20 protein-coding genes are annotated in these 24607 nt (G+C 63.8%); 15 read left to right on the top strand and 5 right to left on the bottom strand.

Annotated elements, in window-relative coordinates; all coding sequences use genetic code 11:
- Positions 1–25 precede the first annotated feature (25 nt).
- The gene (locus tag ACV17W_RS08595) at positions 26–1021 is read left to right on the top strand and encodes a Bug family tripartite tricarboxylate transporter substrate binding protein (RefSeq protein ID WP_462596004.1); all 996 of its coding nucleotides are present in this window, start codon (positions 26–28) and stop codon (positions 1019–1021) included.
- Positions 1018–1740, top strand: a complete 723-nt coding sequence (locus ACV17W_RS08590; protein ID WP_462596003.1) for an SDR family NAD(P)-dependent oxidoreductase — start codon at positions 1018–1020, stop codon at positions 1738–1740. The genes ACV17W_RS08595 and ACV17W_RS08590 overlap by 4 nt, the downstream gene beginning before the upstream one ends.
- A gap of 30 nt (positions 1741–1770) precedes the next feature.
- Here ACV17W_RS08590 and ACV17W_RS08585 read toward each other — a convergent pair whose 3' ends face one another.
- From ACV17W_RS08585 to uvrA, 3 genes are all read right to left on the bottom strand, one after another.
- The gene (locus tag ACV17W_RS08585; protein WP_462596002.1) at positions 1771–2403 is read right to left on the bottom strand and encodes an aminotransferase class IV family protein; all 633 of its coding nucleotides are present in this window, start codon (positions 2401–2403) and stop codon (positions 1771–1773) included.
- 29 nt (positions 2404–2432) lie between these two features.
- Positions 2433–3584 carry an aminodeoxychorismate synthase component I gene (locus ACV17W_RS08580; protein WP_462596001.1) on the bottom strand — a complete coding sequence of 384 codons (1152 nt, stop codon included), beginning with the start codon at positions 3582–3584 and terminating at the stop codon, positions 2433–2435.
- A 168-nt stretch (positions 3585–3752) separates the two neighbouring features.
- On the bottom strand, positions 3753–9539 hold the full coding sequence (gene uvrA / locus ACV17W_RS08575; RefSeq protein ID WP_462596000.1) for an excinuclease ABC subunit UvrA: 5787 nt from the start codon (positions 9537–9539) through the stop codon (positions 3753–3755).
- Between the two features lie 183 nt (positions 9540–9722).
- On the opposite strand from uvrA, the gene ACV17W_RS08570 reads away from it, so the two are divergent.
- The 4 genes from ACV17W_RS08570 to ACV17W_RS08555 all read left to right on the top strand — a co-directional run bounded on the left by ACV17W_RS08570 (position 9723) and on the right by ACV17W_RS08555 (position 12399).
- Positions 9723–10544, top strand: coding sequence for an IclR family transcriptional regulator (locus ACV17W_RS08570; RefSeq protein WP_462595999.1), 822 nt, complete (start codon positions 9723–9725; stop codon positions 10542–10544).
- Positions 10545–10561: 17 nt separating this feature from the next.
- Positions 10562–11206 carry a bifunctional 4-hydroxy-2-oxoglutarate aldolase/2-dehydro-3-deoxy-phosphogluconate aldolase gene (locus ACV17W_RS08565; RefSeq protein ID WP_462595998.1) on the top strand — a complete coding sequence of 215 codons (645 nt, stop codon included), beginning with the start codon at positions 10562–10564 and terminating at the stop codon, positions 11204–11206.
- Positions 11199–12137, top strand: coding sequence for a sugar kinase (locus ACV17W_RS08560; RefSeq protein WP_462595997.1), 939 nt, complete (start codon positions 11199–11201; stop codon positions 12135–12137). Before ACV17W_RS08565 ends, ACV17W_RS08560 begins: the two co-directional genes overlap by 8 nt.
- 133 nt (positions 12138–12270) lie before the next feature.
- Positions 12271–12399, top strand: coding sequence for a hypothetical protein (locus ACV17W_RS08555; protein WP_268903484.1), 129 nt, complete (start codon positions 12271–12273; stop codon positions 12397–12399).
- 73 nt (positions 12400–12472) lie between these two features.
- Here the strand turns inward: ACV17W_RS08555 and ACV17W_RS08550 are convergent, their stop codons facing one another.
- Positions 12473–13396 carry a LysR family transcriptional regulator gene (locus ACV17W_RS08550; protein WP_462595996.1) on the bottom strand — a complete coding sequence of 308 codons (924 nt, stop codon included), beginning with the start codon at positions 13394–13396 and terminating at the stop codon, positions 12473–12475.
- Between the two features lie 261 nt (positions 13397–13657).
- On the opposite strand from ACV17W_RS08550, the gene ACV17W_RS08545 reads away from it, so the two are divergent.
- Positions 13658–14593 carry a glycosyltransferase family 2 protein gene (locus ACV17W_RS08545; protein ID WP_462595995.1) on the top strand — a complete coding sequence of 312 codons (936 nt, stop codon included), beginning with the start codon at positions 13658–13660 and terminating at the stop codon, positions 14591–14593.
- 12 nt (positions 14594–14605) lie between these two features.
- Here ACV17W_RS08545 and ACV17W_RS08540 read toward each other — a convergent pair whose 3' ends face one another.
- Positions 14606–15100, bottom strand: a complete 495-nt coding sequence (locus tag ACV17W_RS08540; protein ID WP_462595994.1) for a hypothetical protein — start codon at positions 15098–15100, stop codon at positions 14606–14608.
- A 136-nt stretch (positions 15101–15236) separates the two neighbouring features.
- Between ACV17W_RS08540 and ACV17W_RS08535 the strand changes: the two genes are divergently transcribed.
- The 8 genes from ACV17W_RS08535 (at position 15237) to ACV17W_RS08500 (ending at position 24601) form a co-directional block, all read left to right on the top strand.
- Positions 15237–16145 (top strand): DMT family transporter, encoded by a 909-nt coding sequence (locus ACV17W_RS08535; protein WP_462595993.1) that lies wholly within the window; start codon positions 15237–15239, stop codon positions 16143–16145.
- A gap of 57 nt (positions 16146–16202) precedes the next feature.
- The gene (ettA, locus tag ACV17W_RS08530) at positions 16203–17876 is read left to right on the top strand and encodes an energy-dependent translational throttle protein EttA (protein WP_462595992.1); all 1674 of its coding nucleotides are present in this window, start codon (positions 16203–16205) and stop codon (positions 17874–17876) included.
- Between the two features lie 54 nt (positions 17877–17930).
- Positions 17931–18464: an isochorismatase family protein gene (locus tag ACV17W_RS08525; RefSeq protein ID WP_462595991.1), complete on the top strand. Its 534-nt coding sequence runs from the start codon at positions 17931–17933 to the stop codon at positions 18462–18464.
- 204 nt (positions 18465–18668) lie between these two features.
- Positions 18669–18890, top strand: coding sequence for a glycine zipper 2TM domain-containing protein (locus ACV17W_RS08520; protein ID WP_462596500.1), 222 nt, complete (start codon positions 18669–18671; stop codon positions 18888–18890).
- Between the two features lie 226 nt (positions 18891–19116).
- Positions 19117–21198 (top strand): hydantoinase/oxoprolinase family protein, encoded by a 2082-nt coding sequence (locus ACV17W_RS08515; RefSeq protein ID WP_462595990.1) that lies wholly within the window; start codon positions 19117–19119, stop codon positions 21196–21198.
- 2 nt (positions 21199–21200) lie between these two features.
- The gene (locus ACV17W_RS08510; RefSeq protein WP_462595988.1) at positions 21201–22925 is read left to right on the top strand and encodes a hydantoinase B/oxoprolinase family protein; all 1725 of its coding nucleotides are present in this window, start codon (positions 21201–21203) and stop codon (positions 22923–22925) included.
- 23 nt (positions 22926–22948) lie between these two features.
- A complete protein-coding gene (locus ACV17W_RS08505; RefSeq protein WP_462595987.1) occupies positions 22949–24013 on the top strand; it encodes a TRAP transporter substrate-binding protein in 1065 nt (354 codons plus the stop codon).
- Between the two features lie 21 nt (positions 24014–24034).
- A complete protein-coding gene (locus ACV17W_RS08500; RefSeq protein WP_462595986.1) occupies positions 24035–24601 on the top strand; it encodes a TRAP transporter small permease subunit in 567 nt (188 codons plus the stop codon).
- Positions 24602–24607 lie beyond the last annotated feature (6 nt).

Here is a 24607-nt window from a genome sequence, read left to right as displayed (position 1 = left end):
GGGCGGCCCTCCAGGAGACACTCCCATGCGTGTTCGTGTGCCGCTTCTTGTTCAAAGCTTGTTTGCCGCCGTCGCCCTGACCCTTGCATCGGCGCCGGTTTCGCAGGCCGCCAAGGCCTATCCCGATCACGCCGTCACGGTGGTGGTGCCATATCCGCCCGGCGGAGCGGCGGACATTTTCGGGCGGGCCATTGCGCACGCCATGGAACCGGGCCTGAAGCAAACCGTGCTGGTGGAAAACCGGCCGGGGGCGGGCGGCAACGTGGGCATGGCCTACGTCGCGCGCAGCACGCCCGACGGCTATACCCTGGGCCTTGGCACCATCGGCACGCAGAGTATCAACCAGTTCCTGTACGCCAGCATGCCGTTCGATCCCGCGCAGGACCTGGTGCCTATCGCGCTGGTGTCCACCACGCCGAACGTGCTGGCGGTCCGTACCGATTCGCCCTATAAATCGCTGGCGAACGTCATCGCCGCCGCGAAGGCCCGCAAAGACCAGAAGCTGACCTACGCGTCTCCGGGCGTCGGGTCTTCGGTCCATCTGACCGGCGCCTATTTCGAGGCGGTGGCGGGTATCGAGCTGCTGCACGTGCCGTTCAAGGGCACGTCGGCATCGCTGCCTGCCGTGGCCGGGGGGCAGGTGGATCTGCTGTTCGACAACTTGCCCGGTGCGCTGGCCCAGATCAAGGACGGCTCGCGCGTGCGCGGCATCGCCCTGACCTCGTCGCAGCGTGATCCCTCGGTGCCCGACCTGCCCACGTTCGATGAAGCCGGCCTGCCGGGCTTTGACGTGACGGCGTGGTTCGCGCTGTATGCACCTCGCGGCACGCCGCAGCCGGTGATAGACAAGTTGATCGCCGCGGCGCGCAGCGGTCTGCAGGCGCCCGCGCTGGCCAAGCAGTTTGCCGCCATGGGCGCGCGGCCAGGCGAAATGTTCGGTTCCGATCTCGCGGCCTTTGAACAGCGTGAACGCGAGCAGTGGGGCAGCCTGATCAAGCAACGGGGCATCGCCGCGCAATGAACAGCCCAGCTACTGTATTGATCACGGGCGCCAGCCGCGGAATCGGCCGCGCCATTGCCGCCTGCCTGCTCGAAGATGGCTACCACGTCATCAATTTCAGCCGGGGCGCGCCCGCGAATGTGCTGCCCGGCGAAACCTTTGTATCGGTCGACCTGTCCGATCCCGCGCGCACGCGCGAGGCCGTGGCGGATGTCGCCGTGCAACATCGCGTGCTGCATCTGGTGAACAATGCCGGCATGATCGAGGTGGCTGACATCGACGCCGTATCGGAAGAAGCGATGCATCGCACGATGGCGGTCAACCTGGTGGCCCCCTTGCTGCTGCTGCAGGGACTGTTGCCGGCGATGCGCGAACAGGGTTATGGACGCGTCATCAATGTGGGCAGCCGTGCGGCGCTGGGCAAACCGGGGCGTACCGCCTACGGCGCAAGCAAGGCAGGCCTTGAAGGCATGACCCGTACCTGGGCGCTCGAGCTGGCCGCCTCGGGCATCACGGTCAACGCCGTGGCGCCGGGACCCGTGGCCACCGAATTGTTCAATCAATCGAATCCGCCCGAACACCCGCGCACGCGCGAATTGGCGGCCTCCGTTCCGGTGGGGCGCATCGGCCAGCCTGAAGACGTGGCGCATGCGGTGGCGATGCTCATGGATGCGCGCGCCGGCTTCATCACCGGCCAGACCTTATATGTATGTGGGGGCCTGACGGTGGGCGTGGCGTGAAGGCGCCGTCGCCGGCGCCTGCGGCCCGGGTCAGGCCCTTTGCAGGCTGACGTCGAACCACCCTCGCAGGGCGTTCGACAGGCGCAGGGCCTCGGCGGCGTGCAGGTCGTCGAGGGTCAGCACGCGTTCCTGCACATGGCCGCTTTCCAGCAGCTGGGCACGCAGCACGCCGGGCAGGCAACCGCTTTCAACGGGCGGCGTGTACCAGACGCCATGCTGTCGCACATACACGTTGCTGCGGCTACCTTCGCAGACTTCGCCGCGCTGGTTCAGGAAAATGAGATCGAACACATCCGGGTGCAGGGGCAGCCAGGCCGCGGCTTCGGCGTACCAGGGGCGCTGGGTGGTCTTGTAACGCAGCAATGGTTCATCGGCATCCAGCAGCCGATCGGACAGCATCACGTGCGGGCCGGCGAGCAGAGGGGGCAGCGGCGCAGCCTGGATGTGGCAGCGCCCCGTGCGTTCCAGCAGCAGGCGCAGCCGGTGCGGCCCCGGCGTGGCAAGCGAAATGGCGGCCATGCGCAGATCGCGTTCGATGGCCCTGCCATCGTAGGGGTAGCCCAAGGCGACGCAGCTCTCTTGCAGGCGCCGCAGATGCCTGTCGAGCAGCGGGATTTCGCCATCGGCTTGCGCCAGCAGGGTTTCGATGAGTTCGGGCGACATGCGCAAGGCTCCGGAAAGTCGGCGGCAGCTTATTGCGGCATTTGCATGGCGTGCTGCAGAATGCGCGCCTTCCACAGGCATTCCTGCCATTCCTGCGGGGGATCCGAGTCGTGCACGATGCCGCCGCCCACACTGTAGACGCCGTGGCCCCGTTTATCCAGCACCAGGGTGCGTATGGCGACGTTGAGTGAGAAATCCCCGTTAGGCGACAACCACCCGATGGCGCCACAGTAGAGCCCGCGGGGGGAGGGCTCCAGCTGGCGGATCCTGCGCATGGCCGCCACCTTCGGCGCACCGGTGACCGAGCCGCACGGGAACAGAGCCTGAAGAACCTGCGACAGCGTGGCTTGCGGCGCCATGGCGGTCACGGTGGACGTCATGGTCCATACCGTAGGATATTTTTCCAGCGTGAACAGCGCCGGAACGTGCACCGATCCGGGCTGGGCGAGCCGGCCCAGATCGTTGCGCAGCAGGTCCACAATCATCAGGTTCTCGGCCCGGTTCTTCGCACTGGCATGCAGTTCAAGACCCAGGCGCTCGTCTTGTTCGGGGTCGGCATGACGCGGTGCGGTGCCTTTCATCGGACGGGTGGTGAGCAGGGGCCCGGTGCGCTGCACAAAGAGCTCGGGCGAAAAAGACAGCACCGTGCGGTCGGCATCTTCGATGTAGGCCGCGTGAGCGGCCGGTTGCAGCGCCGCGATCTGCCGGTACAGCTGGCTGGCGTCGCCCTCGGCACGCACGTCGAGCGGGTGCGTGTAGTTCAGCTGATACAGTTCGCCCGCTTCGATCAGGCCGCGCACGGATTCGATGTGACGCCGGTAGTCAGCCTCCGTCAGGCGAGGCTGCAACGAAAGGATTCGGGGCATGCCGTGCGACGGGCCGCCATCCCAGGGCGGTTCGAGGTCCATGCGGCCGAAGACCAGCGCGGTCAGGCGGGCGGTGTCGTCAGGCCGGGCGGCAGGCGCGGGGCCATCGGGCGGCGCGCATGTGGTTTCGGGCGACAGCCATTCCCCAAGTTCGTAGTCGAGCAGCAGGGCCACCCAGTGGCCGGCCCGACGCGCGGCGTCGATGGCGGCGTAGGCCAGCGGCAATTGGTCGGCCTGTCGCGCCTCGATGCGGTGCAGCGGGTCGGACAAAGCAATTGCTTTTCCAACCAGCCGGTCTTCAAAACGGCAGTGCATGGGATGTCTGGTTGTGGTGCAGCGGTTGGGAGTCGGGGGCGCGGCGCCGGGGAGCCTGCCGATGTGCCTGGGCGATGCGCGTACCAGGCCTCGGTGGGCGGTCGGTGCGGGCGCGTCTGGCGCGCACTGCACTGCCGCCCGCATCGTCCTGCGCAGCGCGAGCTTACATCAGCTTGTCTGTATCGCCGCCCCGTCGGCCTGCTGCGCCAGGAATTCCGCCAGTACTCGCCCGGTATGCGAAGTCTCGCGCAATGCCATCACGTGCTCGGGCGTGCCTTCAGCGACCAGCTTTCCACCGCCCGTGCCGCCTTCGGGCCCAAGGTCGAGCAGCCAGTCGGCTTCGGCTATGACATCCAGATTGTGTTCGATGACGACAACCGTGTTGCCCGCCGCCACCAGGCGGTGCAGGACATGGATGAGCTTCTCCACGTCGGCCATCGACAGGCCCACGGTGGGCTCGTCCAGCACATACAGGGTATGCGGGATACGCGACGCGCGGCCGGTGGTGATGACGCCTTCGGTCAGGCGGGCCTTGGACAGTTCGGTGACCAGCTTGATGCGCTGTGCCTCGCCGCCCGACAGCGTGGGCGAGGGCTGGCCCACCGTGAGATAGCCCAGCCCCACGTCGTGCATGAGCTGCAGCGGACGGTGGATCTTGGGATGCGCCGAGAAATACGCCAGCGCATCGTCGACTTCCATGCTGAGCAGTTCGCCCGCGTTCTTGCCGCGCATCTGCACCGACAGCGTGTCGGCATTGAAGCGCGCGCCATTGCAGGCATCGCATGGAACCTTGACGTCGGGCAGAAAGTTCATCTCGATGGTCCTCATGCCCTGGCCTTCGCAGATGGGGCAGCGGCCATCTCCGGTGTTGAACGAAAACCGCGCGGCGCCCCAGCCACGCATGCGCGCTTCGCGCGTGTCGGCAAACTGGCGCCGCACATCGTCCCAGAAGCCGATATAGGTGGCTGGGCAGGAACGGGGCGTCTTGCCGATGGGAGTCTGGTCGACTTCCAGTACGCGGGCTATGGTTTCCCAGCCGGTGATCCGTTCGCAGCCATGCCAGCGCGGCGCCTTGCCCTGTGCAACCGCTTGCAGCAGATTGTCGAGCAGCACTTCGCGCGCCAGCGTGGATTTTCCCGACCCCGATACGCCCGTGACCACGCTCAGCCGGCCCACCGGGATGCGGGCGTCGACCTGCCTCAGATTATGCAGCCGCGCGCCATGAATCTGGATCATGGGCGTGTCGTCTGTGATGGCACGCCGTCCCTGCAGCGGATGCGCGAGCGGCTTGGCCAGATAACGGCCCGTCACGGATTCAGGCGACGCGATCAGGTCCTGCACCGTACCCTGCGCCACGACGCGTCCGCCGCGCACGCCGGCGCCCGGCCCGATGTCGATGACGTGCGACGCGCGCCGGATGGTATCGTCATCGTGTTCCACCACCACCAGCGTATTGCCGTTGCCTTCGAGCCGCGCCAGCGCATCCAGCAGAATGCGGTTGTCGCGCGGGTGCAGGCCGATCGTGGGCTCGTCCAGCACGTAGCACACGCCCTGCAGGTTCGAGCCCAACTGGGCGGCCAGGCGGATGCGTTGCGCTTCGCCGCCCGACAGGGTTGGAGCGGCACGGTCCAGTGCAAGGTAGTCCAGGCCCACCTCTTTCATGAAGTTCAGCCGCCCGCGTATCTCGGCCAGGATATCGCGGGCGATCTCGGCCTCGCGCCCGCGTGCCACGAGCCCCGTGAAGAAGGTGTGCGCCTCGGACACGGGCATGGCGGCCAGTTCGGCGATCGAACGCTCTCGCCAGCGCACCGACAGTGCGACCTGGTTCAGCCGTTGTCCGTCGCAGATGGTGCAAGGCGAGGCCTCGCCTTCATAGCTGGCGTTCCAAGCACTCTCTTCCCCGGTCTGCTCGGCATCGAAATCCTGCAATTGCACGCCGGTGCCGAAGCACCCGGTGCACCAGCCATGCTTGGAGTTATACGAGAACATGCGCGGATCGGGTTCGGGAAAGCTGGTGCCGCACGAAGGGCATGCCCGCTTCACCGAGAAGTGCTGATGCTGCAGTTCGCTGTCGAGCGCCTCATGCAACCGGTTCACCGGCCACACCATGCTCAGCACGCCTTGGCCGTGCTCGAGCGCGCTCTTGACTGCCTGGCGCAACGCGCCTTCGTTGTCCGGATCGACCACCAGGTCGGCCACCGGGAGTTCGATAGTGTGTTCTTTGTAGCGGTCCAGGCGCGGCCAGGGGCTGACGGGGATGAATGCGCCGTCTACTCGCAGGTGCGTATATCCCTTGGAGCCCGCCCATTTGGCCAGGTCGGTGTAATAGCCCTTGCGCGCCGTGACCAGCGGGGCCAGCAGGCCGATGTGCTGGCCCTTGTGCTCGCGCAGCAAGCGCCCCACGATCTGGTCGGTGTTCTGGGGCTCCACAGGCACCTGGCAGTCGGGGCAATACTGTGTGCCGAGCTTGACGTACAGCAGGCGCAGAAAGTGGTGGATTTCCGTCATGGTGGCCACCGTCGACTTGCGGCCGCCGCGACTGGTGCGCTGCTCGATGGCCACCGTGGGCGGAATGCCGAATATGGCGTCGACGTCGGGCTTGCCGGCCGGCTGCACGATGGCGCGCGCATAGGCGTTGAGCGATTCGAGATATCGGCGCTGCCCTTCGTTGAACAGTATGTCGAAGGCCAGCGTCGATTTGCCCGAGCCTGAGACGCCCGTGATCACGGTGAACTTGTCGTGTGGAATTTCGACGTTGATGTTCTTCAGATTGTGTTCGCGCGCATTGCGGATCTCGATGGCCTGGCTATCGCGGCGGCCTCGCACTACCGATTGTAGTGGCGTGCCGGCGGCCTCGTCATAGGTGGCTACCGGCTCGGCCAGTACCGGCGCCAGGCCGGCCTGGCGTGCGATCTGGGCATCGGCATCGCTGTCGACCACCACATCACCGGGCAGCACGCTGATGGCGTAGTCGCGCAGTGCCGCGCCGGTATGCGAGGCCGGGTTGTCCATCAGGTCTTGCGGCGTACCCACGCCCAGCACCAGCCCGCCGGCGTCTCCGCCTTCAGGGCCAAGGTCGATCAGCCAGTCGGCGGCGCGGATCACATCCAGATTGTGTTCGATCACCAGCAGCGTGTGGCCCGCGGCCAGCAGTTTGCGGAAGGCGCGCATCAGACGCGCCACGTCATCGAAGTGCAGCCCGGTGGTCGGCTCGTCGAACAGGAACAGGCTGCCCTTCTTGGCCACCCGCGCCGTCGAGATTCCGCTGCGCGCGGCTTCGGCAAGGTGGCCGGCCAGCTTCAGGCGTTGCGCCTCGCCGCCCGACAGCGTGGGCACCGGCTGGCCCAGCCGCACATACTCCAGCCCCACATCGGCCAGTGGCGCCAGGCCGGCCTGCACGTCGCGCAGACCCTTGAAGAAGTCCAGCGCCTCGCTGACCGTCATTTCCAGCACTTGGTCGATCGACGCGCTCTTGCCCAGGTGCTCGACCCGCACGTCCAGGACCTCCGGGCGGAAGCGCCGGCCGTCGCAATCGGGGCAGCGCAAATACACGTCGGACAGGAACTGCATTTCAACGTGTTCGAATCCCGTGCCGCCGCAGGTGGGGCAGCGGCCATCGCCGCTGTTGAAGCTGAAGGTGCCGGCGGTATAGCCGCGCTCTTTGGCCACCGGCGCCTGGGCGAACAGCTTGCGTATGGCGTCGAAGGCGCCGACGTAGCTGGCCGGGTTCGAACGAGCCGTCTTGCCGATGGGGGTCTGGTCTACCATGACCACGTCGGCGATCTGTTCGGCGCCCAGCAGGCGTTCGAATGGCCCGGGCGATTCGGAAGGCTTGCCCTGGTACTTGAGCAGCGCGGGGTACAGCACGTCCTGCACCAGGGTGGATTTTCCCGAGCCCGACACGCCGGTGACGCACACCAGGCGCCCGAGCGGAATTTCCACCGAAACGTTGCGCAGATTGTGCGCCGTCACGCCTTCGAGCAGCAGGCGCGGCGTGTTGGCCGCCACCGGCATGGGGCGCGGCGCCTCGACCCGCAGGCGGCCGCCCAGGTAGTCGCCCGTCAGGGTGGCGCTGGCGCGCAATTGAGCCGGCGTGCCGTCGAATACGATCTGCCCGCCGCGTTCTCCCGGGCCGGGGCCGATGTCGATGATGCGGTCCGCGGCCACCATGACCTGGGGATCGTGCTCAACCACCACCAGTGTGTTGCCGGCGTTGCGCAGCCTGTGCATGACTTCGACCACCCGGTGCATGTCGCGGGGGTGCAGGCCGATGGACGGTTCGTCAAGCACAAACAGGGTGTTGACCAGTGAGGTGCCCAGCGCGGTGGTCAGGTTGATGCGCTGCACTTCGCCACCCGACAGGGTGCGGCTCTGCCGGTCCAGTGTGAGATAGCCCAGTCCCACATCGCACAGAAATTTCAGGCGCGCGCGCACTTCGGTCAGCAACAGGTCGGTGGCGGCGTCCAGCGCCCCGCTGAAAGACAGCGAGTCGAAGAATGTGCGTACCCGTTCGATGGGCAGCAGCATCATGTCGTGGATGGACAACCCGTCCAGCGTGTTCAGCAGGTCGCGGCTCCAGGTGGCTCCCACCGGCATGAAGCGCGGATAACGGCCGTCTTCCGCCTGCCCCTCTGCCGGCGCGTTGCCCAGCCGCCAGAGCAGGGCATCGGGTTTGAGCCGGGCGCCCTTGCAAGTGGGGCAGGGCGTGTAGCTGCGGTACTTCGACAGCAGCACGCGCACGTGCATCTTGTACGCGCGGCTTTCCAGCCAGGCAAAGAAGCGATGCACGCCGTACCACTGCGTCTTCCATGCCTGGTTGCCGCCTTTCCAGTCGGGGTCGCCGTGCAGCACCCAGTGGCGCTGCTCGTCCGTCAATGCCTTCCAGGGCACTGTCATGGGTACGCCAGCGCGCGGCGCGTACTTGGCCATGTCATCCTGGCATTCTTTGTACGAAGGGGTCTGCCAAGGCTTGATGGCGCCTTCGCGCAACGTTTTGCTCTCGTCGGGAATCACCAGGCCGTAATCGATGCCGATGACGCGCCCGAATCCGCGGCAGCTTTCGCACGCTCCGAGCGGCGAGTTGAACGAAAAGCTGCTGGGCAGCGGGTCGGTGTACTCGATATCGCAGTCGGCGCAATGCAGGCGATTGCTGTATTTCCAGACCTGCGCGTCGGCGCCGTCGTCGTCGAGGGCGTGCACGGCAAGGTGGCCGCCCCCCATGCGCAGGGCCGTGTCCAGCGCTTCCATCACCCGCTCGGGTTCGCTGCCCGCATGACGGAAACGGTCCTGCACCACGTGCAGGATGCGCCGGTCGCCGTCGTCGGCCGTGCCGACGGATTTGCCTTTGCCTTTGCCTTTGGCCTTGGCGCTTTGCGAGGCCGTTGCGCGTGCGCGCCCGGTTTCTTCGCGGTGCACCCGGGTATAGCCCTGCTGCTCCAGGAATCCGCGTACTTCCTCTTCAGTGAAATTGGCCGGCACGGCGATGGGGAACGTCACGACGAGGCGGGGGTCGCCGGCCGCCGGGGCCCGCAGGGCCAGCGACGCTGCAATCGATTCCGGCGAATCGCGCCGCACCAGTTTGCCGCAACCACGGCAATACAGCTTGGCGCCGCGCGCATACAACAGCTTCAGGTGGTCGTTGAGCTCGGTCATGGTGCCAACCGTGCTGCGCGAACTGCGCACAGGGTTGGTCTGGTCGATGGCGATGGCCGGCAGGATGCCTTCGATGCGGTCGACCTGGGGTTTGTCCATGCGGTCCAGGAACTGGCGCGCGTACGGCGAGAACGTCTCAACGTAGCGCCGTTGGCCTTCGGCATACAAGGTATCGAAGGCCAGCGAACTCTTGCCCGACCCGGACACGCCGGTGATGACCACCAGTTCGCCGGTGGCGAGAGTCAGGTCCAGGTTCTTCAGGTTGTTCTGGCGTGCGCCAACGATGCGGATATGCGAGCTCATGACGGAGGTGGGGTAGCGTGGACGGTCGGTCTTGCCGAAGGCGACAGCATATCGCTGAAGATATCTGTATATATAAACAGTATCTCAGATTCCGAAAATTCTCGGTAGCGCGCCTGGACAGGCGCCTCGGGCCCGGAGATAATGTCTATATTATGAAATTTTGTCCATAATATAGACGAACCTATGCCTGAACGTTCCGCAAAGGCCATGCCCGCCGCGGCCTCCGTCGCCGGAACGGCTGCCTTCGGTAAATTCATGCACGTGCTGCAGCTGGTGGCCGATGCGGCGCAGCCGCCCGGCATTGCAGAACTGGCCGCGCGCAGCGGTTACCCGCGGCCGACTGTGTACCGTATTGTGGCGGGCCTGCTCGAACACGGGATGGTCGCGGGCCAGCCCGGCGGCACGTACTGCCTGGGGCCGGGCCTGCTTCGCCTGGCCAGCCGCAGCTGGTCCCGTTTCGACATCCGCGAGCGCCTCTTGCCGCATCTGCAGGACTTGCGCGACAGTACCGGGCAAACCGTGCATCTTGCGGTGCCGATGGGCGATGTGATGGTCTATGTCGAGAAACTCGATGGCCCGGGCGCCGTTCGCATGGCGTCCCGCATAGGCGGCCAGTTGCCGATGCACAGCAGCGCGGTAGGCAAAGCCTGCCTGGCCACGCTGCCGCCGCCAGAACTCGATACCCGGCTGACGCGGCTTCCCATGCCACGCCTGACTCCCTCCACCATCACCTCGGCGCAGGCCCTGCTTGATGAGCTCGCGCAGGTGCGCCAGGCGGGCTATGCAGTGGATAATGAAGAAAACGAGCCCGGTATCGTCTGTTATGGCGTGGCGCTGTGCGATGCCGGCGGCAAGGCAGTCGCCGGCGTCAGTGTCAGTACGCTGCTCTTCCGCGACCCGCCCGTGGCGGCATCCGCCTGCATCCAGGCATTGCTGCGCATGCGCGAGGCGGCCGCCCCGCGCTTGGCGGGCGTGCCCCCTGCGCTGTCCGACCCCCTATCCTGACTCTTCTGCGATACGCCATGAACCCTACACCTGATCCCACCCCGATGGCGCGCCTGCTGGCCGATCGCGTCGTGCCCGTGCTGCGCTACGCCGATGCGGCCACGGCGGGCTACGCGGCCGAAATTGCCGTGCAGGCAGGATGCCGCACACTTGAACTCACCTGGACCATCCCCGGTGTCACTGATCTGGTGCGCGCGCTGCGCGATCGGCATGGCGATGCGATCACACTGGGTGTGGGCACCGTGCTCGATGAGTCCCAGGCGCGCGAAGCCCTGGTCGCGGGAGCTGACTTCCTGGTGGCGCCCGCCGTGGTTCAAGGCATCGGCGAAATGGCGCATGCTGCGGGCGCGCTCTGCCTGCTGGGCGCCTTCACGCCCACCGAAGTGCTGGCCGCGCGTCAGGCGGGCGCCGACATTGTGAAAATCTTTCCCGCTGAAACGGGCGGGCCGCGTCACCTTGCGGCCTTGAAGTCAGTGTTTCCCGATGTCGTGTTCTGCCCCACGGGCGGGGTCACTCAGCAGAACATGGCCGACTATTTCGCCGCCGGCGCCGGTCTGGTCGGTATCGGCAGCAATCTCTACGACAAGGCCGCGTTCGCCGCACGCGATACCGGCGCGCTGGTGCGCCAGATCATGCAGACCCGCGAGGCTGCCCATGGTTGAATTCGATGTCGTGGCCCTTGGCGAACCGCTGGTCGAGTTCAACCAGACGCGCGCCGGCGAGCCCCAATACCTGCAGGGCTTTGGCGGCGACACGTCCAACGCCGTCATCGCGGCGGCGCGCCAGGGCGCGCGTTGCGCCTACCTGACGCGCGTGGGCAACGATGCCTTTGGCGAGCAGGTGGTGCAGCTGTTGCGCAATGAGCGGGTCGACACGTCGGGGGTTCGGCTCGATGCCGACGGCCATACCGGCGTGTACTTTGTGCAGCATGGCCCCGACGGCCATGCATTCACCTATCTGCGCCGCGACTCCGCCGCCAGCCGCATGCAGCCGTCTGATCTCGACGGCGGGCCGCTGGCCAGCACCCGCTACCTGCATGTGTCGGGCATCAGCCTGGCCATCAGCGCCAGCGCATGCGATACCGTGTTCGCCGCCATCGAACGCACGCACCAGGCGGGCGGCCAGGTAAGCCTGGATTCGAACCTGCGCCTTCGCCTCTGGCCCGTTTCCCGTGCGCGCGCCATATTGCGCGAGGCGCTCGCTCAGGCTGACCTCTTTTTGCCCAGCCTCGACGACATGCGCCACCTGACCGGTCATGACGATCCCGGCCGCACGCTGGACTGGATACGCGCGGCCGGCGCGCCGGGCGTCGTCGTGCTGAAGCTGGGCAAAGACGGCGCGCTGATCGACGATGGGCAATCGCGCACCCCGGTGCCCGGACGGGTCGTGCAGGCGGTGGACGCCACCGGCGCGGGAGATTGCTTTGCCGGCAATCTGTTGGCGCGGCGCTGCGCCGGCGATGATTGGCTGGCCGCCGTGCGCTATGCCAATGCCGCGGCGGCTCTTTCCACCACGGGTTACGGGGCCGTGGGTCCGCTTCCGGACAGAGCTGCCGTCGTGGCCTTCCTGTCGCAGGACGACCGCGCGGACTAGCGGTTTGGCGGGGCAGGATGTTTCGGGCTAGAATACCGAGTTAACCCAGTTTTTGCCGCCAGCCTCGTGTCCGGATTCATGCCGGACTAGTCGGGCGGGTTTGGGCACCATCGAACCTTACCGGAGAACCATCATGGCTGAGCGCAAACGCGTGCGTCGCAACACCCTGGAACGCCGTTGCCTGGGCAAGGCGTTCAAGCGCCTGTTCGTCAACTCGCCCAAGGGCGTTTTCAAGATGCTGGAAAAAATCAAGCGCGTGTAAACGCTGCCTGATGCAAAAAAACCGCCGGTCTGCCGGCGGTTTTTTTATGCGCGCTGCACACGAGCAGGCCCATTCAAGTCGCGGGGTCGAGCCAGGGGCGCAGGAATTCCAGGAACACGCGGGTCTTGGCGGGCAGCACCGCGGACGGAAATATCGCATACACCGGCAGGGGATCGGTGGTCCATCCGGGCAGCACCCGCCGCAGATTGTTGCGCTCGATAATCGGAGCCAGCGCCCGGCAGTTGGGCAGGCGCGTGATGCCCAGGCCCAGGCCCGACAATGTGCCCATCACGCTGATGTTGTTGCCCGCGATCGCGCCGTGCACCGGCACCTGCTCGACACGCTCGCCGTTCTGCAGCATCCACACCGAATGTTCGGCGTCTATCGTGGTGCGCAGGCATTCGTGGTCGATCAGGTCGGCCGGTTGTCGGGGTTCGCCGTGCGCCTGCAGATAGCTGGCCGACGCATACAGATGGATATCCAGGCTTGTGACTTCCTGTACCAGCGTGGGCGTGGTGACGAGCTCCGCGGCGACTTGAGATCGGCCGAAGCGCAGCGTCAAGTCGAACGGCGCGCCCTGCGAATTCTCAACCGGCTTCAGGTTCAGGTCGAACTCGCATTCCAGGTCGGGATATTGTTCGGTAAAGGCTTTCAGCGCTTCCGGCAGCAGCCAGATGGCCATGCTGTAGGGAATAGAGATGCTCAGACGGCCCTGCGGGCGCGACGACAAGGCCAGCAATTGCTCGTGGGCAAGCCGTGCTTCATCGACCAGCGCTTCACAGCGGCGCAAGTAAGCCGCGCCCGCGTCGGTCAGTTCCAGGCGGCGCGTATTGCGGTTGATGAGCCGCAGGCCGATCGTTCGTTCCAGCTGCCCGATGCGCCGCGACAGGGTAGAAGTGGGCATGGCCAGCGCGCGGGCGGCCAGGCTGAAACTCTTGCGTCTCGCGACTTCGACGAACAGCGCGATGTCGTTCAGCTGGATGGTGGAGGGGTCCATGGATATCCCGGATGTGCCGCAAGTTTACCCGGGTAGCGCGGCGGGCCGGGATCCATGGTGCGCTGCGGGGCCGGGGCCGCCGTGTTTATGACGGGCTCGCGCAGCGAGCCAGGTAGGTATAAATATGGAAAGAGCAGACAAACTTAATTTCAAAATGGCCGTGCGCGAACGCCTGCGAAGTGCGCATATCTCATAAACTGGAGCCCAGTTTTTACCCGTAAGCAATTATCGGCTCAGCCTTGTCGCGTATCGGCCCCCCGCATGAGTGAACCGCATTACACGTTCACGGTACTGACGCCCACCTATAACCGGGCGGCCACGCTATACCGTGTGTATGAATCCCTACGACTGCAGACCTGTCGGGACTTCGAATGGCTGGTGGTCGACGACGGTTCGACCGACCGGACCCACGAAGCCGTGCTGGCCTGGCAGGCGCAGTCGGCGTTCCCCATACGCTATGTGTGGCAGAAGAATCAGCACAAGAAAACCGCCTTCAATCGCGGCGTGCGCGAGGCCAGAGGAGATTTCATCATCACGCTGGACAGCGATGATGAAATCCCGCCTGATGCGCTGGGCATATTGCAAGAGGCCTGGGAAGCCATCCCCATCGAGCAGCGCGAAGGCTATGTGGGAGTGACCGGCCTGTGCGCTCGGCCCGATGGCACCATCGTGGGAGACCGCTTTCCCCAGGATGTCTTCGATGCGAGCGCAGTCGAGATGTATTTCCGCCACCGCATCAAGGGCGAGAAATTCGGCAGCATGCGCACCGACGTGCTGCGCCGGTTCCCGTTTCCCGAAAACGTGGCGGGCTTTGTGCCCGAAAGCCTGATCTGGTGGGCCATGGCGCGCGCCGGGTACCAGAACCGCTGCATCAACCAGGTGGTGCGCATTTACCACCCCAGCGCCGACGGCCTGAGCCGAGGAGCGGTTTCTGTGCGCAACAACGCCCAGGGGTTGTATCTGCTGGCCTGGAACATACTGCAGCACCATATGGACTGGTTCCGGTTCAGGCCCAAAGACTTCATGATGGCTGCGGCGCGCTACACCCGGTTCAGGCTCGACCTGGAATACTCAGGGTTGCCGACGGCGGTACAGGCCTACAGGCTGACTCATCCCGCCGCGCGGGCGCTGGTGCTGCTCATGTGGCCGCTAGGGTACTTGCTGCATCGCCGCGACCGGCGGCGCGGCCTGGCCTAGCGGCGCCGCGCATCAGCGCGGCAACGCCGCGTCGTATTGATCGTCGTCCTCATCGTCATCTTCGTCGTCGTCGTCGTCGGGGTCGGGCAGCGGCTCATCGCCGAGCGCGAAGGGCAGCACGTCGGCGAGGTCGTCAGACCATGCGGCTTCATCGCCCGCCTGGTCGAGTTTCACGAAACGCTCGCCTTCGTTGAGCGTGATCTGCACCGCCCAGAGATAGAGGCAGTCGTAAGTATCATCGTCGGCCGGGTCGAGTCCGCCGCGATTGCCCAGCAGGCGTGCCCCGGCACCGCCCATCTGCACGTGGGGCTGATCGTCGGCGGGCGCCCCCTGCGCCACGGGCACACCAAAAGTGGCCCACTCGGTGCCTTCTTCGCCCTGCACCACCTCGGCCAGCACGGGCTTGCCGAGATAAGCGCTCAGCGCATCGGCCGTCTTGGCCAGCATGTCGAGTTCTTGCGGACTGAAGCGGGTCAGGTTGGCGGGCGGTTGGGCAGAGGCAGACATGAGGTGCGTTCCTGGTTGGCGCGGCCGCACGCGCGGGCGGCGGCAAAACCCACATTGTCGCGCGTTTTCGGGCGCCTTCGCCGGCGCCGGACCGCACAGGCGCTAATATCGCCACTTTGGATCGCCCCTCACCGCCATGCCCGCTGCACTTCCCGCGCCGTCTGCCCGCCACATGCTGTATCCCCTGGCTGCGGCGCTGATCTGGTCCCTGAACATGGTGGTGACCAAAATGGCGGCAAGCGTGATCGAGCCGGCGGTCATAGGTTTTTACCGGTGGGTGCTGGCCGCCGTGGTGCTGACTCCCTTCGTGCTGCCCCGTGTTGTGCGCGAGCGCCGCGCGATTGCCCCCCACCTCGGCAAACTCGCCGTACTGGGCGCGCTGGGCACGGCCATGTACCAGGGCCTGATGTATGTGGCGGCCGCCACCACCACCGCCACCAACATGGGCATCATCACCGCGATGGTGCCGCTGCTGACCATCATCCTGGGCTGCATCGTGCTGCGCGAACGCCCCGCATTCACGGCCGTCGCGGGCGGCGCGCTGTCCCTGGCCGGCCTGGGCGTGCTGCTGGGCGAGGGCGATCCATCGCGCCTGCTGTCAGTGGGGGGTAGCGTGGGCGACGGGCTGATGGGCCTGGCGGCGTTGTCGTACGCCCTGTATGGCGTGCTGTTGCGCCGCTGGTCCATGGCGGTGGGTGTGTGGCAGTCCCTTTATCTGCAGATTCTGTTCGGCATTCTGCTGCAGCTGCCTTCGTTCCTGCTGGCGCCCAGTTCACCTCTGAACGCCGCGAATGTGCCGCTTGTGCTGTACGCCGCGATTTTTCCATCGCTGTTCGCGCCGTATCTCTGGATGCAGGGAGTGCGTTACCTGGGGCCCAACCGCGCCAGCATTTTCCTGAACCTGATGCCGGTAGGCACCGTGGTCCTGGCCGCGTTCACGCTGGGCGAAGTGCCACACATCTACCACGTGACAGGCGGACTGATGGCCCTGGCCGGCGTCAGCCTGGCGCAATGGCGTCCGCGCCGCGCGGGACGGGCCACGTAGGCAGTTCCGGCCTACAATCATTGCTTCCCTCTGAATTTGTTTATTGCATACGAGCACATGGCCCAATACGTCTACACCATGAACCGCGTCGGCAAGATCGTGCCGCCCAAGCGGCAGATCCTGCGCGACATTTCCCTTTCGTTTTTCCCCGGCGCCAAGATCGGCGTACTGGGCCTGAACGGCTCGGGCAAGTCGACGTTGCTGAAGATCATGGCGGGCGTCGACAAGGACATCGAAGGCGAAGCCACGCCCATGCCGGGGCTGAATATCGGCTACCTGCCGCAAGAGCCGCAGCTCGACCCTGCGCACACGGTTCGCCAGTCAGTCGAAGAGGGGCTGGGCGCGGTCGTGCAGGCCAAGAAGCGTCTCGACGAGGTGTATGCCGCCTATGCCGAGCCCGATGCCGATTTCGACGCCCTGGCGGCCGAGCAGGCAGAGCTCGAGGCGGTGATCGCGGCTGCTGCATCCAGTGGCGCCGACGATATCGAGCACCAGATGGAAATTGCCGCCGATGCGCTGCGCCTGCCACCCTGGGATGCCGTCGTCGGCAATCTGTCCGGCGGTGAGAAGCGGCGCGTGGCATTGTGCCGCCTGCTGTTGTCCAAGCCCGACATGCTGCTGCTCGACGAACCCACCAACCACCTGGATGCCGAAAGCGTAGAGTGGCTCGAACAGTTCCTGCACAAATTCCCGGGCACCGTGGTGGGCGTCACCCACGACCGCTATTTCCTCGACAATGCGGCCGAATGGATCCTGGAACTCGACCGCGGCCACGGCATTCCCTGGAAGGGCAACTACAGTTCCTGGCTCGAACAGAAAGAGGCGCGCCTGAAGCAGGAAGAGGCGTCCGAATCGGCACGCCAGAAGACCATCAAGAAAGAACTGGAATGGGTGCGGCAGAATCCCAAAGGACGCCAGGCCAAGGCCAAGGCGCGCCTGTCGCGCTTCGAAGAGCTGTCCTCGCACGAATACCAGAAGCGCAATGAGACCCAGGAAATCTTCATTCCGGTGGGCGAGCGCCTGGGCAACGAGGTCATCGAGTTCACCAATGTCAGCAAGGCCTATGGTGACCGCCTGCTGATCGACAACCTCAGCTTCAAGATCCCGGCGGGCGCGATCGTGGGCATTATCGGCGCCAACGGTGCGGGTAAGTCCACATTATTCCGCATGATCGCCGGCCGCGAACAGCCGGACTCGGGCAGCATCTCCATCGGCCAGACGGTCAAGCTGGCTTTTGTCGATCAAGCGCGCGATTCGCTGCAAGACAACAAGACGGTTTTCGACGCCGTGTCCGACGGGGCCGACGTGCTGACGGTCGGCAAGTTCGAGATGTCGTCGCGCGCCTATCTGGGCCGCTTCAACTTCAAGGGCGCCGACCAGAACAAGATCGTCGGCCAGCTTTCCGGGGGTGAGCGCGGGCGCTTGCATCTGGCCAAGACCCTGATTGCCGGCGGCAACGTGCTGCTGCTCGACGAACCGTCCAACGACCTCGACGTGGAAACCCTGCGCGCGCTCGAAGATGCCCTGCTCGAGTTTCCGGGTAGCGTCATGGTGATCAGCCACGATCGGTGGTTCCTGGATCGTATCGCCACGCACATACTGGCCTTCGAAGGCGATTCGCAGGTGGTGTTCTTCGATGGCAATTACCAGGAATATGAAGCCGACAAGAAGCGCCGGCTGGGCGAAGAGGGCGCCAAGCCTCGCCGCCTGCGCTACAAGGCGCTGAAGTAACCCCGTGATCCCTGGCCATCGTGCCAGGGATCATTCTTTACTGCGAGACTGCCCATGTTGCTGCAAGCCGCTGATTCGACCCTGCTGATCGTCGACATGCAAGAGCGTCTGATGCCAGCTATTGCCGAAGGCAACGAGCTTGCCCGCACCGTTGACAAGCTCGCACGTGGCGCGCGCCTGCTGGATGTGCCCGTGGTGGCCACCGAGCAGAACGCGGCGGGGCTGGGGCCCACCATCGCGCCGCTGCGCGAGTCGGTCCAATCCGTTTTTCACAAGCGCCATTTTTCGGCCGTGCGCGAACCCGGCTTCGACGCCTGGCTGCCGTCCGCGCGGCGCACCGTGCTCGTAGTGGGATGGGAAGCTCACGTCTGTGTCCTGCAGACCATCGTGGGGCTGCGCGAGCTGGGCTACCAGGCGGTGCTGGTGTCGGACGCTGTCGGTTCGCGGCGGCATTCCGACCAGCACGCAGGCATGCGTCGCATGCGTGCAGCCGGAGCCACGGTGGTCACCGCGGAAATGGCGTTGTTCGAATGGATGGAAAGCTGCGATCATCCGCGATTCCGAGACGTGTTACGTTTAGTGAAATAACGCTGCCTCGGGGCAACACCTGCCGTGGGGTGGCGGCCCGTACCCTACCCATGGATACAATTTATGGGCATCGATAACAGTCACGAGCCGCGCTTTTTGCCATCCTGAAGGTGCATAACTTTTGTGAGGGACGCCGCAGTGCCTGATTCTGGCCCCGCCTGTTTCCAGCGCTGTCCCAGGCACAACCTAAGGAGCCTCATCATGATGAAAACTGGAACCTTCTCGAAAATCGGCATGGCCGTTTTGCTGTCGTTCACCATGGCGGGCTGTTCGTCCTGGGACGGCATGAACAAGCGTCAGAAAAGCACCGTGGGGGGAGCCGCGATAGGCGGCGTCGCCGGCGCGGTGATCAGTAACGGCGGTGTGCTGGGCACAGTCGGTGGCGCCGCGCTGGGTGGCATCATCGGCGACCAGGTCGGCAAATAACAGCACTACGCCGGCGCCACAGCCAGGCATAAGCCTGGCCCCGCAAGGCCTGATACCGGTTTAGCCGGGTCAGGCCTTTATTCTTGGTAGCGACCTCGCGAACGGGCCGGTGTCATCTTCCCTTCTTCATAAAAATATTCGATCATTCCCGATATAAACATTCAGTTATCTTTTATGGCTCCACCTTCCTAGAATCTCCCCACGGATTTTTCTAGAAGGCAGAGAGATGGATTGGCGAGTAGCTTCAGACGTAGGCGGCACATTTACGGATATTGCGCACGTCGATGAAAATGGCGTGTTGCACACGGCGAAGGTGCCGTCGATGCCGGAGAACTATGGGGAAGGTGTAGCGCGGGGGATCTCGACGCTGGCCACCTTCTGCGATTACCAGATCAGCAAGCTGGCAGAGGTGATGCATGGGTGCACCGTGGCGACCAACGCCATCCTGGAAGGAAAGGGTGCCCGCACTGCGCTGATCACAACGCAAGGCTTCAAAGATGTTCTTGAGCTTCGGCGGATCAGGGTGCCGCGCCTGTATGAGCCCCTGTATGTCAAGCCAGCGCCGCTGTGTCCGCGTGATCTTCGCTTTGAAGTGACTGAGCGTATCGGCGCGGCTGGTGAGGTGGTGCGTGAGCTGGCGGCCGCGGAAGTCGAGGCGTTGGCCGAGCAGTTGAAGGGCCACGATATCGAAGCCGTTGCGGTGTGCCTGCTGCACTCTTATGTCAACGACAGGCATGAACGCCTGATCGGCGATATCCTGCGCCGTGCGCTGCCCGATGCGTTCATCACCTTGTCGGTGGATGTCTTGCCGCAAATCCGCGAATACGAAAGAACGTCGACTACCGTCGTCAACGCCTACGTCGGTCCGGTGGTGAAAAAATACCTGGATGGCCTGGACCGCGAGCTGCACAGAATGGGCAGTAAGGCTCCCGTGTATGTCATGCAATCTTCGGGCGGTCAATTGCATAGCGAGGCCGTCAAAGTACTGCCCGCGCAGATCGTGGAGTGCGGTCCCGCCGCCGGCGTGATCGGCGCGCAGTACGTAGCGGAGAAGTTGAATGAGCCCAATGTCATCACCTTCGATATGGGCGGAACAACGGCCAAGGCCTCGATGATCGAGAAGGGTCGGCTGACGTATTCGGAAGACTACGAAGTGGGCTCGTCGATGAGCAACTCGGGAACCATCGCCGGAGGGGGCGGCTACTCGTTACGGCTGCCGGTGATCAATATTGCCGAGGTGGGCGCAGGCGGCGGGTCTATCGTTTCTATCGACAAGGCAGGCGGTCTGAAGATCGGACCCGAAAGTGCCGGCGCTCATCCGGGCCCGGCCTGCTATGGCTTGCAGGACTCGTATGCCACCGTTACCGACGCCAATGTACTGCTGGGCTACCTGAATCCCCACCATCTGGCCGGCGGTACGGTAAAGATCGATCGGCAGCTGTCGTACCGCTGCATTACAGACAAGATCATGGTCGAACTGGGGCTCAACTCTGTGGAGGAAGCCGCTTATGGCGTCCACATGCTGGCCAATGAAAAAATGGTCAAGGCCATCAAGGCGGTCACGACCTATCGGGGCCGCGACCCGCGCGACTTCACGATGATTGCGTTCGGCGGAAATGGCGGTATCCACGGAACCGGCATTGCTCGCAGCCTGGGCATCAAGCGAGTCATCGTGCCGGTCTGCGCGGGCGTATTCAGCGCGGTGGGTTTGACCGTCGCAGAATGCAAGGTGACGCTGGCGTCCGCCTATCTGGTGTCGCTGCGCACGGCAGAAGAAGGCCGGGTGCAGGATATCTACGCGGACCTGCATCGCAGGGGCGCCGACCTGCTGGGCCGCTCGCTGCAACAGACGTCCTGCTTCATGCAGCTCGATCTGCGCGCACGCGGCCAGGCCTTCGAAATCACGGTCGATCTTGGACGGCCGTCTTTCTCGCACGACTGTGTACCGGACATCGTTGCAAGGTTCATTGACGAGTACGAGGTGAGGTATTGCCACAAACCGGACCCTTCCTCGGAAGTGGAAATAGTGGCTCTCCGTATGACCGTCAGCGACGACACTTACTCTGCCCCATCGTCATTGCGGATGAAGCTGGAAGATGGCCAGTTGCTGGGCAGCCGGCGGGTGTACTTCGGCAAGGGTCTCGACAGCGAGGCGCCCGTGGTCAATCGTGCCTATCTGCGCGGCAAAAAATTCACCGGGCCCATGATTGTTGAAGAGTATGAGGGAACAACCGTCATTCCGCCCGGCTCGTCAGTTTCGCTTGATGATATTGGCAATATTGTTATCGATCTCGACGGAGAACACTGATCATGCGCACTGAGCACTTCAAGCTCGAGGTCATCCGCAACGCATTGGAAATGATTGCCGAGGAGTTGACCTTAACCATCATTCGTACCGGCTATTCAAACATTGTCCGCGACAGCCTTGATTTCTCAACGGCGATTTGCGACAGGCAGGGCCGCACTTTGGCGCAGGGTTTGTGCACGCCGATGCACATGGGGGCATTCGAAGATGCGCTGGAGCTGTTGATACGCACCGAATCAGCCGAACTTCGCGATGGTGATGTGTTCATCATGAACGATCCGTACGCGGCCGCAGGGCAACATCTTCCCGACATTTATATCGTCAAGCCGGTCTATTTCGAGGGTTCGTTGTTGGGGTGGGCAGCTACATTGGCGCATCACTCCGATGTCGGCGGCATCGTGGCGGGTTCGAATGCACTGGGCGCCAGCGAGATCTGGCAGGAAGGGCTGCGCATTCCCATTCTGAAGCTGTATGCCGCAGGCGTCCGGAACCAGACGCTGATCGACATCATCAAGCTGAACGTGCGCACGCCTGAATGGGTGATTGGTGACCTGGAGGCTCAGGTCGCCGCCTGCCATACGGCAGACAAGTCCTTCAAGCGACTGTGCGAGCGCTATGGCGCCTCGGATCTGGACCAGGTGTTTGACGATCTTCACAACTATGCTCAGGCGTTGATCGAGGCCGAGCTGCTCGAGATTCCGGATGGCGAATACCAATTCACGGACCATATCGACGGTATCGGCGACAATCCCGAGCCCGTTACGCTGAAGGTCGCGGTAACGGTAGCCGGCAACCGCATCAAAGTGGATTGGTCTGGATCCTCCGCCCAGGTGGCGGGGGGAATCAATTCGCCGTTCCCGTTCAGCAAAGCGTGCGCATACGCGGCCATTCGATCGGTCATGGCCTCGGATATTCCGAACTGCCATGGATACACCCGAGCCATCGAGGTCGCTGCACCGGAGGGAACCGTGGTTCGCCCTCTGCCTCCTGCCGCTTGCGGGGCCCGGGGCATTACGGGCTATCGCCAGATTGACTGCCTTTTCGGCGCGTTGTCTCAGGCGCTGCCAGAAAAGGTGGCTGCCGACGGCTCGGGTGGTTCGACCTTGCCGACCATTTCGACGTATGTCGATGGCAAGGCGCTGATTTTTTGCGAGACGCTGATGGGTACGAATGGCGGGACGGCTTTGAGCGATGGGCAGGAAGGGGTGGCCCACATCGGGGCCAATCAGTCGAACGTTCCGGTTGAAATGATCGAACAGACGTACCCGATCCGTATCGAAGAATATGGCTACATCCCGGACAGCGGCGGGCCAGGTCGGCACCGTGGCGGTATGGCCATACGCCGTTCGTACCGGTTCCTGGCCGATACGGCCACGCTGAACGTGCGGTCAGACAAAAGAGACCACCCGCCGCATGGACTGTTCGGGGGCTTGAGCGGTCGTCCGTCGATGAACGTTCTCAGGCGTGCCAATGGCGATGAACAGATATTGCCCGTCATGCTGAAAGAACCGATATCCGTCTACAAGGACGACATGTTCATCCATGATATGGCGAGTGGCGGAGGATACGGTGCCCCTCACGAAAGGGCCGTTGACTTGGTACTTGAAGACGTGCGTCTCGGGCGGGTATCTGCGGAAAGCGCGGAGTCCGTTTATAAAGTCGCCGTGAAGCAGGCAATGGCGGGGTTCGAGATCGATTACGCCAGGACATTTCAGCTTCGATCGAAGTAAATGCAACACAGGAGGAGACAATCATGGGTTTGAGGAAAACAGTAATCGCGGGCTTGGTAGCAATGGCGGGTATGGCGGCCGCCCAGGTTCAGGCGGCGCCCGACAAGCTGCGCTATGTGGGAACCTGGAGCAGCATCAACCTGTACCAGGACTTCGAGAAGCCTTACTGGTCATCCGGGAAAGAGATTCTGGGTCGCGATCTGGACGTCAGCGTCACCAGCTTCGACCAGATGGGCCTGAACGGCAGCGAGATTTTCCGCATGTTGAGCCAAGGGATGTTCGACGTGGCATCCACGATGTCGGCTTATGCCATCGGTTCCGCGCCCGAGCTTGAAGGCGTGGATTTGCCGATGCTGGTCAGCACACCCGAGGCGTCACGTGAGATCATTGCGCGATACCGGCCGGAACTCGAGCGCATCATGCAAGAGCGTTTCCGGGGCGCAAAGCTTCTGGCGATCAGCCGGTTTCCGCAACAAGCGATTTTCTGTAATTTCCCGATCAAGCAATTGTCGGACTTGAAAGGGAAACGGATACGCGTGCCCGGGGGGACCTCGGCTGAGTTTGTCGAGGCGCTCGGGGCGTCGCCCATCAATATGCCTTTCGGCGAAGTCACCGCGGCGCTGGAGCGCAAGGCGCTGGACTGCGCCACTACCGGCATTTTGTCGGCTTATTCAGTGGGCTGGCATGAAGTGACGTCGCATTTCCTGCCCGTTTCGGTGGGCGGGTGGGGCTACGTCCTGACGGCAGCCAACGCCCGGACATGGAAGTCGTTGGCCGATGCCGATAAGCAGGCGCTGCTGACCAGCATCAAAGAAAAATACGAAGAGCCATCGCTGGCTAGCGCCGAGGCCGACGCGCAGGTGGGCATCGATTGCCTGACCGGGCGTGCATCGTGCCCCCATGGCAAAGCCGGGAATATGGTGATGAGCCCCGTGCTTCCGGAAGATCTCGAGCTGTCAAAGAAGATCCTCCAGGAAAAAATCATCCCCGGCTGGGCACGACGCATCTCGAAGTCGCAGCTGGACGCCTGGAACAGCACCATCGGTGAGTACACCGGATTGAGTTACACCGGCCCGGCAAAACCATAACGCACGGCAATAGGGGGAGGAATGGAACAAGCGTCTGGATTGGACAGGGTCGGCCGGGCAATCAAGGTGGCGGAAACTATCAGTTTACGCGTGGTGCAGGTTTTCGCGCTGCTGTTCGTGATCGCCATATTTGCCATCGTGATCGAAGTGGTGGCGCGATACAACGGGTTTGCCACCAGTTTCTCGGTGGAGTACTCGGGTTATGTCATGGCGAGCGTCATCTCGTGGGCATGCAGCTATGCGCTGCTGCAGAAGAGTCATATACGAATAGATTTTCTGTATACCAAACGGTCTGACTCGACCAAGAATGCCCTGGATGTGCTGTCGATTTTCCTGTTCTTTCTGGTCGCTGCGTTTCTTGCCTGGAGCAGCATCGCCATGACACTGGAATCGCTGGAGTTTGATTCCGTTTCAAACACCACGCTCAGGCTTCCTATGTGGATGCCGCAGGGAAGCTGGGCGTTGGGTTTCCTTTGGCTGTGCGTTTGTTCAGGGCTGCTTACGATCAAAGCAGTGATGGCGATGCGGCATCGAGACCGGGCCAGTATGGTCCGCTACGTCGGCACCGGCGAAGACGCGCGTTTCTGAGCGCAC

This window comes from Bordetella sp. MIP270_01_BMS (genome assembly GCF_054958705.1).
The sequence above is the reverse complement of the archived record's forward strand: the minus strand, read 5'-3'. Positions and strand labels throughout refer to the sequence as shown.